Below are 16,997 nucleotides of genomic sequence, written 5' to 3'. Positions count from 1 at the left end.
GCCGCGGTGATCGGGCTTATGATTGAGGCCGGGGCGGCAGCGCCCGCGAATGGCGCAGCTCACGTCTGTGCACAATCGCCATTTCGGCCAGGCAACGCCTGGCGGCTATGATTTGACAACAAAATTGCGGGGGCATACTTGAAGCAGCGAAGCGTTCCTTCAAGTATGCCCCCGCGCCCCATACTTGAAATCTTCAAGTATGGGGCAGTTGAGCATTTTGGGCGTTTGCAGGTAAGCGAAACGAATGTGGAGCGAGACCGAGCAATAAGACCAAAATGATCAACTGCCTTCGCGAAGCGGCTGCCATTGTTGTCAAAAAAGGCAGCTTTCTTCATTTGCCGCAGGTAAATGGCTAGCTCGAATTTCGATGCTATGCATGGCTACCTCTGCTAAAGCGGAAGAAGCCTGCTCACGTCCGCTTCCTCTACGGGATGCGCGACGTTTCTATGCAACGGCCGCCGCTTGGTCACCTCCCATTCTGCGAACCCACCACTTCATATGTCAGGAAAGTACGCACATCTCTGGCTGACAAACACTCCGCAGCGCTATCCCTGCCAGCCTCTCGATGACTGGATCACTCGCGAAATAGGTCGGTCCTTAGTTTTCTCCCTCCGTGCCCAAACGGTAGACTGAGACACACAAAGCAGTTTCCCATGTGAGTATTCGCATTGGTTCCGACACTAATTCGCATGCCTAACCAACACTGATTCGCACGCAAAACCGACACAACGCGTTTTTCAAAATCGACAGCCTTTCGCACACATCGACACCTATTCGCATCCTCCGACAGCCATTCGCACGCCCCGACACCGATTCGCATCCCTCCGGCAGCCATTCGCACGCCACCGACACCTATTCGCATCCCTCCGACAGTCATTCGCACCACACCGACAGTTCGCTTTGCCGGTGCCCGGAGATAAGCAGTCACTGACGCTGCAGAGCCCATATCGCAGTTCCAAATAGAGCAGCCGCAGAGTAATGTAGAGATCGAACATATTTGGTGAGATCGCTACATTGATTAATTGGCTATGTCTCGTGATGGCACTGCCTACGGCAAATGCCGCCGAGCGAATGCGGGCTTGGCGGACGCTGAAGAGTGCAGGAGCTGCCGTTCTTCGCGACGGCGTGTACCTATTGCCGGATGGCTCGGCTAGTCGTGAGGTACTGGAGTCCGTCGAGCGTGACGTGCTGGATAGTGGTGGCTCGGCGTCGCTCCTGCCGGTCACTGATCCCCAGGGTGAGCGCTTCATACCTCTCTTTGACCGTGGCGACGACTACACCAGGTTGCGCTCGGAGGTTGAGCCCCAACTGGCCCAGCTGACGCCCGAGAACGCACTGGCGACTGCTCGCCAGGCCCGCAAGCTGCGCAAGTCGTTCGCGCAGATCCAAGCCATCGACTTCTTTCCGGGCGCAGCTCTGCAACAGGCAGACGCGCTGCTGCGTGACCTCGAAGTGGCCATCAACCGCGCGCTTTCCAAGGATGAGCCCACCAGCCACGAGCAAATCATCGAGCAACTCGACCCGCGGGACTACCAAGGGCGAACCTGGGCGACTCGCCAGCGCCCCTGGGTGGACCGCCTGGCCAGCGCCTGGCTGATCCGCCGCTTCATCGATCCAGGTGCCAGCATCCTCTGGCTTCCCTCTCTTGATGCGTGCCCTGCGGAAGCACTTGGGTTCGATTTCGATGGTGCCCAGTTCAGCCATGTCGGCAACAAGGTCACCTTCGAAACCCTGCAGGCCAGCTTCGGGCTGGAGGCTCCAGGGCTTCAGCGCGTAGGGGCTCTAGTTCACTACCTGGACGTGGGGGGCGCGCAACCCACAGAAGCAACGGGTGTAGAGCGCGTACTGGCCGGACTGCGAGCCAGCATCGAAAACGACGATCAGTTATTGGCTGCGGCCTGCGCCATCTTCGATGGGCTGCTGGCTGCATTCGGCAAGGAAGGACAGAGTGATGAGTGAGACAGCCATGCAAGCGACAGAGCAAGACCAGGACAGGGTAGAAAAAATTGGCCTACTCGAGGCATTTCTGTTCTGGCTGAAACTCGGTTTCATCAGCTTCGGTGGCCCAGCCGGGCAGATCTCGATCATGCACCAGGAGCTGGTGGAGCGGCGGCGCTGGATCTCGGAGCGCCGTTTCCTGCATGCGTTGAACTACTGCATGCTCCTGCCAGGCCCGGAGGCTCAGCAACTGGCCACCTATATCGGCTGGCTCATGCATCGCACTTGGGGTGGGGTGATCGCCGGCGTACTGTTTGTGCTGCCCTCACTGTTCATCCTGATCGCCCTGTCCTGGGTCTACATCGCTTTCGGCGAAGTGCCGGTGGTGGCGGGATTGTTTTACGGCATCAAACCCGCCGTCACCGCCATCGTTGTTCAGGCTGCCCACCGTATCGGTTCACGCGCGCTGAAAAACAACTGGTTGTGGGCGATCGCTGCTGCCTCCTTCGTGGCGATCTTCGCCCTCAATATCCCGTTCCCGCTGATCGTTCTAGGGGCGGCCATGATTGGCTACCTGGGCGGACGCTATGCCCCGGACAAGTTCAGCGTCGGTGGTGGGCATGGGGCATCCAAACAGTCCTATGGGCCGGCATTGATCGACGATGACACGCCACCGCCGGCGCATGCGCGCTTCCGCTGGTCGCGCTTGGCTCTGTTGGTCGCCGTAGGAGCTGTGCTGTGGGCCTTGCCGATGGGGCTACTGACCGCCCTATATGGTTGGGAGGGCACCCTGACTCAAATGGGCTGGTTCTTCACCAAGGCTGCTCTACTCACCTTCGGCGGCGCCTATGCGGTATTGCCGTATGTCTATCAGGGCGCGGTAGGCCATTACGGCTGGCTGACCCCCACCCAGATGATCGATGGCCTGGCGCTGGGCGAGACCACCCCAGGGCCGCTGATCATGGTGGTGGCCTTCGTGGGCTTCGTTGGTGCCTATGTGCATCAGGTCTTCGGGCCAGAACAGGCATTCCTTGCCGGCGCTGTAGCAGCCAGCCTCGTCACGTGGTTTACCTTCCTGCCCTCGTTCCTGTTCATCCTCGCCGGCGGGCCGCTGGTGGAATCCACCCACAACGAACTGAAGTTCACCGCGCCGCTGACCGGCATTACTGCTGCGGTGGTTGGCGTCATCCTCAACCTGGCGCTGTTCTTCGGCTATCACGTGCTGTGGCCTGAGGGTTTTGCTGGCAGCTTCGATTGGCTCTCGGCGTTGATCGCTGTCGGTGCCGCAGTCGCACTTTTCCGCTTCAAGCGTGGAGTCATCCAGGTGTTGGTGGGATGTGCTCTTGTGGGTTTGGCTATCCACCTGTTGCGTTAGGGAGAGGTTATGGAGCGCATATCGATTCGCGAGCTCGCTGAGTGGCAGGCTTCAGGTCGCTGCTTTGAGTTACTCGATGTGCGCCGAGCTATCGCACGCAACGCTGACGGAGCACAGATCGCTGAGGCGAAATGGTATGACCCCGAACAGCTTTTCTCTTGGAAGGATCAAGTGCCACGGGATCGCCCCGTGATTCTTTACTGCGCTCATGGGCATGAGATCAGCCAGGGGTGTGCCGCTACTCTCTGGGCAATGGGACTGGATGCGCGGTATCTCGTCGACGGCTTTGCAGGTTGGCGTGAAGCCAAGCAGCCGGTGTGCGATTTGGTCTAGCCATCTGGTTCTGGCCGCCTCACGAGAGGCGGCCAGCACTGCCTAAATCAATGGCAGTGGTACTCGCCCGTGGAGTGGTTGGTATGGCAGCCCTTCGAGTCGGTGCCTCCGCTATGGGCAACTGCGACAGCAGAGAACAGGGCAATCACGGTGGCGATCAGGGCGGCAGAAAGCTTCTTCATGTTCAAACTCCGTTTCGATTGGCTCTTATATGTGATCTAGGTCACACTCCGGATTATGGCAAAAGACCTGCATTGAGCAAGGGGATTTTGATCGACCGGTCAGAGAGCCGCACGAAACAACGCCAGCACCGCTAGATGGCCGGGGTAGAAGTAGTAACCCCAGCGCCCCACTGGCCATATGTGTTGGGTGATTTTCTGGCGCAATAGCCACAGGCCAACCAGCGGAGCCGCAAAGGTCGTGGCCATGGCCCACCAGGTGCCAAAGGGACCAGCTCCGATCCAACCGTCACGGCTATTGGCCAACACGCTGATGACTGCGGGTATGAGCCAGGTGACCCCGGGGCGCTGCACTGCCAACACCATGGTGGCCGGCAGCAGGACTCCAAACGCGCCGTACATCAGCCGATCATGAAGCACTGTCGCAACGGTCAACGTGAATAGCCCCAGCATCAAGCCTGCACGATCGCTGTGATGGACACTCCAAGCAACTATGAGCCCCAACATCAGTGTCGGCATGACATTCAGCGTATTGCTCATCTCGGACAACGCCCGATACGGCAGCTCGGATATGAGGCTAAAAGCCAGTAGCCAGCTCAGATAACGAAAGTTGTTATCGCTGTACAGATCTCCTGGGCGTGAACGTGACACGTTGGCGGCAATACCCACGCAGAACAGTGGGAAGGCGAAGCGTCCAACCACGAACAGCCAGGCTGTCTCTTCAGGCCAGAGATAGCGCAGGTGGTCTATGACCATCGTCAGCATGGCGAGCCATTTGACGAGATCCAGGCTGGTCGAGCGCATTACCCCATGATCCCGAGGGTCACCACGGTGAGCACCAAGTATCGAGCAGCCTTGGCCAGCAGCACGATCAATAAGAAGCTCCAAAAGGGTTCGCGCATGACGCCGGCAATCAGGGTCAGCGGGTCGCCAATGATCGGCACCCAGCTCAGCAGCAGTGACCAACGACCGTAGCGGTGGTAGGCCCGCTGCGCGCGGGCCAGCTTGTCGTCACTGACTGGAAACCAGCGCTTGTGCCGGTAACGCTCAATGTAGAGACCGAGCAGCCAGTTGAGCGCGGAACCCAGAACGTTTCCTGCTGTAGCCACCACCAACAGCATGACCACCGAGTAGTTGCCACTTATCAGCAGGCCGGTGAGCACTGCCTCGGACTGTGCAGGGATCAAAGTCGCGGCACTGAAGGCCGCGAGGAATAGGCCCAGGTAGCCTGATAGCTCCCACATTTAGGCGGTCAGACCGATCCAGCCATGAACGCCGACATAGATACCGACACCAATGATGAGCACGCTCGAGAGGTAGGGCGCGCGACGCGCGACTGCCCCCAGCCATGGCCAACGATTAGAGGCCTGGCGAGCGCCTACTGCGGCAGCTGCGCCGACGGACACCAGCGTCAGCGCCAGACCGACACTAAAGCACAGCACCAGAACAGCCCCGAGTGCGACTTCCTTCACCTGCAGGCACAGCAACAACACCGTGATTGCGGCGGGACAAGGGATCAGTCCCCCGGTCAGGCCGAATAGGATGATCTGCCCAGTGGTGACGTTGCGGTTATTGAAGCGGTTGCGGATGTCGTTGGCGTGGGCTCGCTCATGAGCATCCTGATACCCCTCCACCGACAGCTCCAGGCCCTGCAGATCGGAATGGTCGTGGCCGTGGTCGTGCTCATGGAAATCGAGGTCGTAATCGTGCGAATGGCCCACGTGACCAAGGCTCAGGCGCGTGGTGAACTGATGGGGTTCGGGGATCTCTGACTCCGACTCCAGGTATTCGCCGCACTGCACAAAGCGGAATAGCTGAGCTGTTCCGTCTGGGCGTGTCGTCGACAGGCTCACGTCCTCTGCCGGCCAGGAATGGCCACTCAGGGTGCGCAAGCGCCAGCGCGGGGGAACACCTTCTTCAAAGATCGAAAGCTCGATGCGCCCGTGTCCGGTATCGATTCGGCGGGTCTCATCGTGATGGTGATCATGCGCGTGATCACCTTCTTCGAAACGCCACATCTGCTCCCCACGCCAGGTGCGCCAGAGCATCCACAACGCGATGGTGATGATGATCGCGGCAGAAGCGAGCTGGAAGTACGGCTCTGTCGTTTCGGCATTCAGGTTCTGGCCCAGATACATGCCACCCATGGCCACCAGCCAGACCACTGCTGTGTGCGAGATTGTCGCTGCCAAACCCAGCAGGATTGCCTGCTTTACGGTGCCCCGGATGGCGACGATGAAGGCCGCCATCATGGTCTTCGAGTGGCCCGGCTCCAGGCCATGCAATGCCCCCAGGAGGATAGCGCTGGGGAAGTACAGCCAAGCGTGGGACGCACCCTGCTGCAGTAATTCGGCAAAGCTCGACATAGGGAGACCTACAGGTACTTCGTGATCTGCTTGAAGTCTTCAAGGGAGGTGCGCTCGCCAGTGGCGAGAGCGTCCATCGTGTGCTCCAGACAGTGATCGATGTGATCTTGAATCAGGGTGCGCTTGGCCTGGCACACGGCCTTCTCAACGGCATGCAGCTGCTGCGCGATATCAACGCACTCACGACCATCCTCGATCATGGTGATGATGCTGCGCAGATGACCCTCAGCGCGTTTCAGGCGCTTCACGACATCGCTGTGGCTCTGGTGCCGATGGCCATGGCTGTGCTCGTGATCGCTCATGCCTTGAGTCCTATGTCTCGATGATTTACGCTCGCATCCTATCCCCCTGGGGGGGATACGGTCAAACGACCCTATTCGCTCATCGCGAGATGCAAGACATAGAAAAATGGCTAGTCGTAGCGCCTCGAAGAAACCCGTTATCGCATTGATACTGGCCTTGCTATTGGCCTGGGTAGGGCATTCGCTGGCCGCCATCAAGACTCCGCTGATACCGGGTGATTACTCTGGCGCTGTGCCCCATGGTCATTCCCATGATGTGGACGCGCCGGCGTTCCCGAGCCACAAAGATGCGGCTGACCATAGCCATGAGATCCCTTATCTCGGGTCGGCGCTGACACTGCTGTCACGCCCCGAGCGGGAAACCCCTCCCAACGCGTTGCGGGCAACTGTCCCTGAAGTGCCGATCTACCTGATCGAACGGCCACCACGCTCTAGGTTGTGTTCTGAAACCGGCCGCCTTGCGGCCCAGACCACTACAACCTAGGAAATCGTTATGAATTCGCTTCCCCTGAGCGGGGCAACGGCGCTGATCGCACGCCTGCGTCGACCGCTTTTTCTGCCCCTGCTTGCCATCGCTCTACTGATGGCAGTCATGCCTGAGGCGCTGGCCCACGGTGTGCCCGAAGGAGACAAGGGCTTCATCCAGGAAAGTACCGGCGTGATGTTGATGCCCTTCATCTATATGGGCGCCAAACACATGATCACCGGCTACGACCACCTGCTGTTCCTGTTCGGTGTGATCTTCTTCCTCTACCGCCTGAAGGACGTAGGGCTGTACGTCACGCTGTTCGCGCTTGGTCACTCCATCACCCTGCTCTTTGGGGTGCTGAGCAACATCAGCATCAGCTCTTATGTGATCGACGCCATCATCGGCTTTTCGGTCGTCTACAAGGCCCTGGATAACCTCGGCGCCTTCCAGCGCTGGTTTGGCTATCAACCCGACACCCGCGCAGCAACGCTGATCTTCGGCCTGCTTCATGGCTTCGGTCTGGCTACCAAGATCCAGGAGTTCGAGATCTCTTCTGACGGCCTGATCGCCAACCTGATTGCCTTCAACGTAGGTGTCGAGATCGGCCAGCTACTGGCTCTCGGCGGCATTCTAATTCTGATGGGCTACTGGCGACGTACCGCCAGCTTCTGGCGCCACGCCTATACCGCCAACGTCGCCATGATGAGCGCCGGCTTCTTGCTCATGGGCTACCAGATCACCGGCCTGATCGTCTCTCAGTAAGGAATTCTTTCTATGTTCAATACCAAGCTTCCGACCCTTAACGAACTCCCCTCGACAGCACAGCTACTGCGCTCCACGATCATCGCGGCAATCATTGCCTGCGTGCTTCTGGTTACTGTGGTAATGCCTTCGGAATATGCGATCGACCCCACTGGCGTGGGCCGAGCACTTGGACTCACCCAGATGGGTGAGGTGAAGATCCAGCTGGCTGACGAGGCCCGCGCCGATGAGGTCGCAGCTCAGACTCCAACTCCGCCGCCAGCTGAAGCTATCGCCGTAGCACCTACCGCCCCGGCAACTTCCCCATCAGCTCCTGTCGAGGTCATTCCCGCTCCAGAGCAACCGACTGCGCCTGAGCAGGCAGCTGGTCTGCAGCATGAAATGAGCATCACCTTGAGCCCGAACCAGGGCGCCGAAGTGAAGCTGGAAATGAAGCAGGGAGCCAAGGTGAACTACCTCTGGACTGCCAATGGCGGCGTCGTTAACTACGACACCCACGGCGATCCTTACAACGCGCCGCGCGACTTCTACCACGGCTATGGGAAAGGACGTTCAACCGCGGAAGACTCGGGTGTTCTGGAGGCTGCATTCGATGGCAAGCACGGTTGGTTCTGGCGCAATCGAACTAGCAAACCGGTGACAGTTACCCTGCGCACTCAGGGCGATTACATCAGCATCAAGCGCGTAATCTGACTTCACCAGGCAGCCCTGAATGGGGCTGCCATCAATGCCTGCAGGCCATACGGCTAGAGCTCTGCGTGCTATTCCACAGAGTGCATTTGTTCAGCCATCTGACTGCACTGTCGTAAAAGAGCACCTAGCACGATTCGTAGCTTGCTCACGTCGTACTCATTGGCGGCGATAGCCTCTGCACTCGCTTTGTAGAACGCATCGGCATAGCTTTCCTTGAAGTCAAGTGAGCCTTGATAGACATCCAATTTCTCTTTGTAGTTCGTCCAAGTCACTTGCGGTGGATTGCGGTCTTTCAGTCGCAGATCCAAATAGCATTCGATCGCCGCAGCTCGACCATTGAGATCAGCGTTGGATACCCCATCAGGGCCTCGTGCGGGAAAACTGCGCAGCTCCTCTAGGTCAGGAAGGACCATCGCGCACATGTTCACGGGGAAGTTGAAGCGCTGCAGGCTGCGGAACGCATCGTGACCTTCTGCGTCGTTGTCAAAGAGAAAAACGACTCGATTGTGGACGTCGATTTTGACGAGCCCTTCCGCGAATTTGGCCAGGTTGCCCGTGCCAGAGAAAGGGTGCCGATCTGCCACTTCCATGAACTTGAAGAAGTCCTGAACCTCAGGGAGAAGGAGCGCGATTGCTCGCTTCAGGATGTGGGTGTCAGATGATCCTTCCGTTGCAATTAAGTACGTTTGGGTGCGACGTGCGCCGGCAACAAAATCACTGTTCTGCGCCCAGCCTGCGCTAACGAATTTACCGTAGTCCCAGACGACCTCAAGGTCTAAATTTTCTGGATTTTCGGCAAGAACTCTCAGCGTTGAATAGGGGCTGAGAAACCCTAGCAGGTTGCCAAAATGACTTCGCTCGGAGTACCCGCCAGTCTCTCGATACAGAGCGCCTGCCGGCAGTTGCTCTATGGCGGCCTCGTGCGAGAAAAAACCGCGTTTTGCCCTGTGCTCCTCGTCGTAGTCAGCGTTGTACTCGTCGCTAAGTTTGCTCACGGCATAGGTTCGTATGAAGGCTACGAACTGATCGAAATCCAGCAGCCCAGATGTGTCAGTTCGCTCAGGGGCTTCCGTATCCAGTCGCTGCTCGTGATCCTGCATTGCGAGGCGATCATATTCGGCCTTTACCGCTGGGAGCGTATAACCAAGCAGTTCGAGTCTTGGAATGAGCGACCTAAGCGGACGACAAAAGCACATTTCACTCTGGGAGACGTCCTCGTCAGGGTGTTGCTCGTAGTACTCATAATTGATGTATTTATGGCGTCGACACTTACGATCTAACTCTTGGAAGAGCATCCCATGGTCAATGCCCATATAGGTCGTGTTGTAGGTGAGCTCGATGTCGCCCACGGTTAACGTGATGGGTGTGCTCATCGGAACTCCTAATGATGCTGCTCTCGGCTGACTTTATCTGTCGAGTCGAACCCTTAGCCTTCTTGCTCGCTCCTGGAAAGCTGTCGTGCCTCCTTCGAGGATTTCGCAAACAGATTGCCGAATCTCCTCGTTTTCTAGCCCACCTGATATGTAGGTGATCGGAGGCAGGCCACCATCTACATTGGGGCCTGACGCGGCCACAATGATTTGATCGGCATCAGTATTAATGACCAAGTTTGCGTTGTGGGTGACCATGATCACCTGACGCTTTGCCTTCGCTGCAATGAAAAGCGACACCAACTCATCGAACACCGACTTGGGGTCTAAGTTTTCTTCAGGCTGGTCGATGATCAGGGGACGATCGTCCGCATCATCTAGTGCTAGATACAGGAGCAAAAGGACGATGCCCCGCGTTCCAGGAGAGAGCTTTCGAATATCGACGCCGTCGTAGGAAATTTCATAGCGAACGGTCAGGTGATCGGTTCCAAAAAGCCAATGTGCAAACTGCTTCGACCAGGCACGAAACTCAGTTTGCTGGGACTGTACATAAGGCGCATGTGTTAGCAGATCCTTGCTGTACTTTTCCATGAAGGAGGTCATCGCTTCCTGCACTTCCGGTGCCGAGCCGGTTTCCCACGCTGCCTTTAGTTCTTGGATGGCTGCTTTGATTAGTGAGCCGCGGCCATAAAATGGACCAGCCTTCCGCCGATCAAGCAGTTCCTCCTCGGCGATTGTTCCCCAGCTTTCAACATCGGCTATGCGGCGAACCGAGAAGCTGAGTTTTTTGAGGGTGCCGGAAGATGCTGCGAGCCGGGCCATTAATGGTTCATACAAGCTGGCCAACGCGTTCTGCTCGTTAATAATGGCGTCGAAAACGCGTCCGTACGTGTCATTACGCTCGGCTTGCAAGGCCTTGCGACGGGCCTCGGCTCCAACTGCATCAGCGAGACGTGACTCGAGTACCTGAAGTGCAGTGTTTTCCTGCGCGATCCGTGCTGCTAGCGTCGTGTACTGATCCCGCACGATCTTGTCAGCACTGAACAGTGCCTCAAGGCGTGTCATCTCAGCTGCGATGGGCGCTAGTGGTAGCTTAGAGAGATCGGTAGCCCCATCGATAAGAGGGACATTCGGATCGCCAAGCGGTGGTGCGATGCCATTTAATTTACGGACTTCTCCGTCGGCCCACTTGATGTATGACGCGAGGCCCTCATCGACGTCGCCCTTATACACCAGCAAAAAATCGTCCCACTGCTGGTCGCTTAGTCCGCTGTTCGAATGACGCTCACGAGCTTGGCGAAGCATTTCTGGTGCACGCGTCGCGCGCATGCTTCGAACTTCATCCTGCAGCGCTTCATAGGTCCGACGCTGGTTGCCGAAGGATTGAATCTTGGAGCGAAGGCTTTGAGCCACCTGGCTGAGTTCGGTGTGGCGATTAACGTGGGCCTCAGTGCCTTTGACGACCAGCTTTGCCAGGTCAGCGTTGTAATCTGCGATCAGCTTCTTCTTCTGAGCGACTTGGGTAGTCAGCGCGGCTACGAGGCCTTCCTTTTCAAGCTCGGTAGCAATTCGACTTGAGATGTCTTCTAGCGCGCCGGCTTCGCGCTCACGAGCCTGTTGGAATCGTGCAGTGAGCTGATCTCGAAGCTCTGCGAAATCAATGGCACCGTCGCGATCATCCGGCGAGTGCGAATCAAAAATGACTCGCTCGATCTCCTCTACAAGACCATCAGAAACACCTTTAGCCGAGCAAAGCTCCTCGACGAACTGCTGAGACAAATAGCGCGCCCGAGGAAATGACAAATGCCCATTCGCATCCCTGCCATCGAGGGAGCGCGTAATCTCTGCTCCACCGCCCCAGGATAGCGTCGTTGAAGCATCGCCAAGCAGCTGGCGTGCACGGGCAAGGAATGATGGGCTGATAGCTTCATCAGCACTCCATCCGAATGGCGAAATCGCCTCACAACCTGCGGCGATTATGTCTGCCAAGGCGGTCTTACCTGAGCCACGCGCGCCAATGATTGCTACTAAGCCTGGGTTCAGAGGTATGTCCGGCGTTGTTAGCCAGTCCGCATCATCGATCCTGACGTGAGAGATGACTTGGGAAGGCATTGCCGTACGGGGTGGCACTTCTCCAACATAGGCCCGACCTTCGGGATCAATGCAGGCCTGGCGAAGCGAGTCGAACTCCAGCCCTCCTTTGATCCACGAAAAACGATTGTCGACAGGCTGCCCCACGGATTGTTGGTTATGGGAGTCACTCCCATGCAAACAAGGCTTACAACCGTCATATCGACTGCGCAAGTCAGCTGCAGTCATACCAGGCCGCAGGCCAAGCCAGAACTCTCGCTGAGACAGACTGCTCGAGAAAATGATGTGGGCGAACTTCTCGATTTCCTGGCGAACCGTTGCATCGGCAGCCTGGCGCAATCCGGACGTACCATCACCAGACCCACCGGCTACCGCGATCAGGATATTTTTCTTTGCCCATTCACTCTCGTGAAAGACCTTTCGCAGCAGGTTGAAATTGACTTTGAACTGCGTTGCGCCGTGCCGTAGAGCCGCCTCATCATCAATGATTGACTGGTCAGCACGCTTGCCGAGCTTGATCAGCTCTTCGCGTGTGCAGTCAAAGTTGTCATTGAATGCTGGAAACTGAAGCCGCTTGAGGAGGCGTTTGACCTCAGACAAATGCTCCGGGTCTTCCGGGCTTACCAAGAGGTGGATGTTCACGAACCCCGACTTTGCAGCTACATCGAGGCGCAGCTCGATGTTGGGGAAAATTAGCTTCACGCCTGGCAATCGGCCTGCGGCTTTGTGCCTGAGAAACTCTTCGTAGGTGTCCGTAACGTAGTAGTCAGTTACGGCAATGGCTTCGATCTGTGGCGTTAGTTTCTCGAGGCTCGAGAGATACTCTCCCCACGGATTTGCAGATCCAAACTGATTGTTGAGCACGGTGCCAGGAGCATGAATATGTGGTTCCCACCGATGCCACTCTGAACCCCGACTAATCATTTGAAGTCCTCACGACCAAAGTTTCCATACCTTGAGTGCGCAAGGCGCTACCCGTTTGAACCTGATGCAGCATAGTCAGCACGATCGGAGCTTCCGAATTGAGTGCTTTGACAGTATGGCAATGTGCCGCTTTCTCCGAGTGCTGTCCATGACAAGGAGGCGTTTGATGGTTGAGGCTGCTGTGACCGCCGGGATAGGGCGACTGGTTAACAATCGACCAATTATCTATGTCGAGATAATTGCAGATAATTCCCGCGATCCGTTGCTGGCTTTGAGGACCGGAAACCTTGCCAAAGTGAATCGCCCCAGCTTTCCTAGACACTCTCCAAGCTCTGGAAATAGCGCTTTTCAAACTCCACTGGCGATAGCTGCATAGCGCTGCTGTGCCGGCGCTTGGGGTTATAGAACATCTCGATGTAATCGAACACATCACTGCGGGCTTCTTCGCGGGTTCCGTAGGTTTTCCGTCGGATGCGTTCCCGCTTCAGCAACTAGAAAAAGCTTTCCGCGACCGCGTTGTCGTGACAGTTACCGCGTCGACTCATGCTGCTGATCAGGTTGTTGGCCTTGAGGAAACTCTGCCAGTCCGAGCTGCTGAACTGGCTGCCCTGGTCGGAATGGATCATCACTTCCTGCTTGGGCTTGCGCCGCCACACAGCCATCAGCAACGCATCAATGGCCAGGTCGCTGCACATCCGAGGCTTCATCGACCAGCCGATCACTTGGCGAGAAAACAGATCCAGAACCACTGCCAAGTACAACCAGCCCTCATACGTGCGGATGTAAGTGATGTCGGTGACCCAGACCTTGTTCGGTTCACTGACATTGAACTGCCGCTCTAGACGGTTGGGCGAGGCCACTGGCGGCTTGCCACCGTAGTACCCGGGGCGCCGGCGATAACCGGTCTGCGAGCGCAGCCCCTCTCTCCTCATCAGGCGAGCCACACGGTGCCGGCCACAGGGCTCGCCCAGCTCACGCAGGTCGTCGTGGATCTTGCGGTAGCCGTAGACCCCGCCGCTTTCCAACCAGGCATGCTTGATCAATCCGAGCAGGCGTTGATCTTCCTTGGCGCGTACCGATTTCGGCTCGACCAGCCAGGCGTAGTAACCGCTGGGATGCACCTTGAGGGTCTGGCAGAGACGCCGCACCGGGTACTCCACCGACAGTTTGCTGATGAAGGCGTACTTCAGCCTGACTCCTTGGCAAAGTACGCGGCGGCCTTTTTTAGAATGTCTCGCTCTTCGGTCACCCGCTTGAGTTCCGCGCGCAAGCGACGCAGCTCAGCCTGCTGATCATCTACCTGCTGCCGCTGTACTTGGGGTTTGCTGTAGCGCTTTACCCAGGCGTACAGGCTGTGCGCGGACACGCCTAGACGCTCTGCTACATCGGCAACGCGCAAGCCGCGTTCAGTGATGTGCTTGACCGCTTCAATCTTGAATTCTTCGGGATAACGCGGGTTGCTCATGGCACCTCCTAGTGGGCCGTATTATGAGGCCTGGAGGTGTCTACGAAACTAGGGGCGATTCAGGCGAACAGTTTCGGCTGCGCAATACTCCCGTGAAGCCCCTTGCACATTTGAGCACCCAGTTGTTGCTGTCTTGATATTTGAGACGATCGGTCTATTATGCTGCCATGACTAGTGCAAAACCAGTAGCCCGTCGCGGCCGTCCCCCAAAGGTTCCTCGTGAGCGTGAAGACACCCACGACGCGCTGCTTCGGTGCGGGATGGAAGTGTTGAGCGAGCAGGGCTTTGCGGCGACAGGTATCGACAGCGTGTTGAAGCGGATCAATGTTCCCAAGGGCTCGTTCTATCACTACTTCAATAGTAAAGAAGCCTTTGGACAGGCGGTACTGGACCGCTATGCAAGCCGCTTTGCCCGGAAACTGGATCTCCTGCTGCTCAACGAGGCGGACCCACCGCTCCAGCGCATACGAAACTTCGTCGAGGATGCCAAGGAGGGTATGGCTAAGTACGAATTCCGCCGCGGTTGCCTGGTGGGCAACCTTGGACAGGAGATCATGGCCTTGCCTGAGAGCTTCCGTCTGGCTCTGGAGCATACGCTGATTGATTGGCAGGAACGTCTGGCTTGCTGTCTGCGTGAAGCCGCGAGCCAAGGACAGATAGACAGCGATAGCGACTGCGATTCTCTAGCCGCTTTTTTTTGGATTGGCTGGGAAGGCGCAGTGCTTCGCAGCAAATTGAGCCGCGATGTGCGCCCGCTGGAAATCTTCAGCGAAGGATTCTTTGCGGCGATTGGCCGTTAAATTTTTTGGGAATTAATAGACGATCGGTCTAAATAGGAGGTGAAGATGTTCAAGGCGATTCTTATTGAGAAGAATACAGACGGATACCAAGCCCAGTTAGCTGACCTGCATGACGAGCAGCTCCCGGCTGGCGATGTTACCGTCCGCGTGAGCTACAGCACGCTCAACTACAAGGACGGCTTGGCTATCAGCGGCAAGAGCCCGGTCGTCCGCCAATTCCCGATGATCCCGGGGATTGACCTGGCCGGAACGGTTGAAGCCAGCAATCACCCGCACTATCAGGTTGGTGACCGAGTTTTGCTAAACGGATGGGGCGTAGGTGAAAGCCACTGGGGAGGATTGGCCCAGAAAGCCAGGCTGCGGGGGGATTGGTTGATCCCGCTGCCGAAGGGTTTGAGCGAACGCCAGGCCATGGCAATAGGAACTGCAGGCTATACAGCGATGCTTTGTCTGTTAGCCCTCGAGCGTCATGGCCTGACGCCGGCGCGTGGCGAGGTACTCGTAACGGGGGCCAATGGCGGTGTTGGCAGCTTCGCCATTGCGCTGCTGGCGCGCCGAGGCTACCAGGTGATCGCCGCGACAGGCCGAATCGGCGAAACGGAATATCTCAAGCGCTTAGGCGCAGCTACCGTCATCGATCGCAACGAGCTGTCCAATCCCGGGCGAGCCCTTGCGAAAGAGCGATGGGCCGCGGCAATCGACTCGGTCGGTAGCCATACGCTTGCTAACGTATGCGCCGGTACGCACGCTGATGGGGTCGTTGCTGCTTGCGGCCTAGCTCAAGGGATGGAATTCCCAGCAACGGTGGCGCCCTTCATCTTGCGCGGTGTAAGTCTGCTTGGCATCAACAGCGTCACCCGTTCCTACAAGGAGCGTGTCGAGGCCTGGGAGCGTCTTTGCACTGACCTGGACCTCTCGCTACTCGATCAGATCACCCATGAGATTGGCCTGAGCGAGGCCATGCCGGTCGTCGAACAGTTACTTAATGGCAAGGTTCGCGGTCGCGTGGTGGTAGATGTGAATCGATGAGCGCAAGCGTCGCCTATAGGGCATCGCGAGGCGGCCCCTCATCATCGCCGCTTCGCGCGCCGCTCCCCCCGGCGTTTCCATAGGGCTGATCGGTACCATCCAGGGTTGCTTGGATCGATCAAGCCCTGTCGTAGCGGCTGCTCGTTGCTTCACAAAAGAAGCCGCTGGCGAAACCCTGCCATCAGGAAGCCGAGTGGCGCCCGCTTGCTCGTCGATTTAGGGGGGCCTGTTTCTTAAATATGAGTGAAAACCTGCTCCGCTGGCAGACGCGACTTTGGTAGACCGGCATTGAAATCGGTTTCGTCACGATAGCCAAGCGCGACCAGCACCAGACTGGTAAGGCCCTGTGCCCGCAGCCCCAGCTCCTCATCGAGCTTCTTGAAATCGAAGCCTTCCATTGGCGTAGCGTCCAGACCAAGCGCGGCAGCACCCAGCAGCAGGGTCCCCAGCGCAAGATAGGTCTGCTTTTCCATCCAATGCTGCAGGTCCTTCTGGTCATAGCGGTGCAGTGCTACGTAACCGCGGCGGGCATTGTCCTGCCCGACCCTGGCATCCTCGCTATGGAAACGGCCATCACGCGCTTCCTGATCTAGCAGCGCCTGCAGGTGTTCCTCGGTCATGTCGTTACGGCTGCACAACACGATCACATGCGAAGCCTTGAGGACCTTGGGTGCGTTGTAGGCAAAGCTACCCTCGGTTCCCTTGGCGATTCGCGCCTTGCCTTCGTCGGTAGATGCAATGACGAAGTGCCAGGGTTGCGAGTTCACCGAGGACGGACTGTGGCGCAGTTGTTCAAGCAACGCGTCGATGGACGCCTGCGGAATCTTGCGGCTGGCGTCAAAAGCCTTGGTGGTATAGCGACGTTTGGCGAGGCTGGCGAGTTCCATTGGTGGTTTCTCCT

16 protein-coding genes and 1 pseudogene are annotated in these 16,997 nt (G+C 57.5%); 8 read left to right on the top strand and 9 right to left on the bottom strand.

Annotated features, from left to right (window positions below):
• Positions 1-1,014 precede the first annotated feature (1,014 nt).
• Genes DQ405_RS06580 through DQ405_RS06570 form a run of 3 tightly spaced genes read left to right on the top strand, consistent with a single transcriptional unit; the run spans position 1,015 to position 3,646 of the window.
• Positions 1,015-1,959, top strand: a complete 945-nt coding sequence (locus tag DQ405_RS06580; RefSeq protein WP_015275859.1) for a chromate resistance protein ChrB domain-containing protein — start codon at positions 1,015-1,017, stop codon at positions 1,957-1,959.
• Positions 1,952-3,313, top strand: a complete 1,362-nt coding sequence (chrA, locus tag DQ405_RS06575; protein ID WP_015275858.1) for a chromate efflux transporter — start codon at positions 1,952-1,954, stop codon at positions 3,311-3,313. Before DQ405_RS06580 ends, chrA begins: the two co-directional genes overlap by 8 nt.
• A 9-nt stretch (positions 3,314-3,322) precedes the next feature.
• The gene (locus DQ405_RS06570; RefSeq protein ID WP_015275857.1) at positions 3,323-3,646 is read left to right on the top strand and encodes a rhodanese-like domain-containing protein; all 324 of its coding nucleotides are present in this window, start codon (positions 3,323-3,325) and stop codon (positions 3,644-3,646) included.
• A 47-nt stretch (positions 3,647-3,693) separates the two neighbouring features.
• Here DQ405_RS06570 and DQ405_RS06565 read toward each other — a convergent pair whose 3' ends face one another.
• From DQ405_RS06565 to DQ405_RS06545, 5 genes are all read right to left on the bottom strand, one after another.
• Positions 3,694-3,828, bottom strand: coding sequence for a YHYH domain-containing protein (locus DQ405_RS06565; protein WP_168423446.1), 135 nt, complete (start codon positions 3,826-3,828; stop codon positions 3,694-3,696).
• Between the two features lie 99 nt (positions 3,829-3,927).
• A complete protein-coding gene (locus DQ405_RS06560) occupies positions 3,928-4,629 on the bottom strand; it encodes a TraX family protein (protein ID WP_015275855.1) in 702 nt (233 codons plus the stop codon).
• Positions 4,629-5,069: a YqaA family protein gene (locus DQ405_RS06555; protein ID WP_015275854.1), complete on the bottom strand. Its 441-nt coding sequence runs from the start codon at positions 5,067-5,069 to the stop codon at positions 4,629-4,631. Before DQ405_RS06555 ends, DQ405_RS06560 begins: the two co-directional genes overlap by 1 nt.
• Positions 5,070-6,191 carry a nickel/cobalt efflux protein RcnA gene (locus DQ405_RS06550; RefSeq protein ID WP_168423445.1) on the bottom strand — a complete coding sequence of 374 codons (1,122 nt, stop codon included), beginning with the start codon at positions 6,189-6,191 and terminating at the stop codon, positions 5,070-5,072.
• A gap of 8 nt (positions 6,192-6,199) precedes the next feature.
• A complete protein-coding gene (locus tag DQ405_RS06545) occupies positions 6,200-6,493 on the bottom strand; it encodes a metal-sensing transcriptional repressor (protein WP_015275852.1) in 294 nt (97 codons plus the stop codon).
• Positions 6,494-6,599: 106 nt separating this feature from the next.
• On the opposite strand from DQ405_RS06545, the gene DQ405_RS06540 reads away from it, so the two are divergent.
• From DQ405_RS06540 to DQ405_RS06530, 3 genes are read left to right on the top strand one after another with little or no spacing between them, the layout of a single operon-like run.
• On the top strand, positions 6,600-6,977 hold the full coding sequence (locus DQ405_RS06540) for a hypothetical protein (RefSeq protein WP_168423444.1): 378 nt from the start codon (positions 6,600-6,602) through the stop codon (positions 6,975-6,977).
• Positions 6,978-6,986: 9 nt separating this feature from the next.
• Complete coding sequence (locus DQ405_RS06535; protein ID WP_015275851.1) at positions 6,987-7,724, top strand: HupE/UreJ family protein; 738 nt, start codon at positions 6,987-6,989, stop codon at positions 7,722-7,724.
• A 12-nt stretch (positions 7,725-7,736) separates the two neighbouring features.
• Positions 7,737-8,417, top strand: coding sequence for a hypothetical protein (locus tag DQ405_RS06530; RefSeq protein WP_015275850.1), 681 nt, complete (start codon positions 7,737-7,739; stop codon positions 8,415-8,417).
• Positions 8,418-8,485: 68 nt separating this feature from the next.
• Here DQ405_RS06530 and DQ405_RS06525 read toward each other — a convergent pair whose 3' ends face one another.
• From DQ405_RS06525 to DQ405_RS06515, 3 genes and pseudogenes are all read right to left on the bottom strand, one after another.
• On the bottom strand, positions 8,486-9,790 hold the full coding sequence (locus tag DQ405_RS06525; protein ID WP_015275849.1) for a HEPN/Toprim-associated domain-containing protein: 1,305 nt from the start codon (positions 9,788-9,790) through the stop codon (positions 8,486-8,488).
• A gap of 33 nt (positions 9,791-9,823) precedes the next feature.
• Entirely contained in the window at positions 9,824-12,802 is a 2,979-nt protein-coding gene (locus DQ405_RS06520) for a TrlF family AAA-like ATPase (RefSeq protein WP_015275848.1), read from the bottom strand.
• Between the two features lie 314 nt (positions 12,803-13,116).
• Positions 13,117-14,267 (bottom strand): annotated as a pseudogene (locus DQ405_RS06515) (IS3 family transposase).
• A gap of 167 nt (positions 14,268-14,434) precedes the next feature.
• Between DQ405_RS06515 and acuR the strand changes: the two are divergent.
• Positions 14,435-15,067, top strand: a complete 633-nt coding sequence (gene acuR / locus DQ405_RS06510) for an acrylate utilization transcriptional regulator AcuR (RefSeq protein WP_015275847.1) — start codon at positions 14,435-14,437, stop codon at positions 15,065-15,067.
• A 45-nt stretch (positions 15,068-15,112) separates the two neighbouring features.
• Positions 15,113-16,096, top strand: coding sequence for an acrylyl-CoA reductase (NADPH) (gene acuI, locus DQ405_RS06505; protein ID WP_015275846.1), 984 nt, complete (start codon positions 15,113-15,115; stop codon positions 16,094-16,096).
• Positions 16,097-16,329: 233 nt separating this feature from the next.
• Here the strand turns inward: acuI and DQ405_RS06500 are convergent, their stop codons facing one another.
• Complete coding sequence (locus DQ405_RS06500) at positions 16,330-16,983, bottom strand: oxygen-insensitive NAD(P)H-dependent nitroreductase NfsB (protein WP_015275845.1); 654 nt, start codon at positions 16,981-16,983, stop codon at positions 16,330-16,332.
• Positions 16,984-16,997 lie beyond the last annotated feature (14 nt).

The organism is Pseudomonas sp. SST3 (genome assembly GCF_003325755.1).
This window is presented reverse-complemented; position numbering and strand designations above follow the sequence as displayed.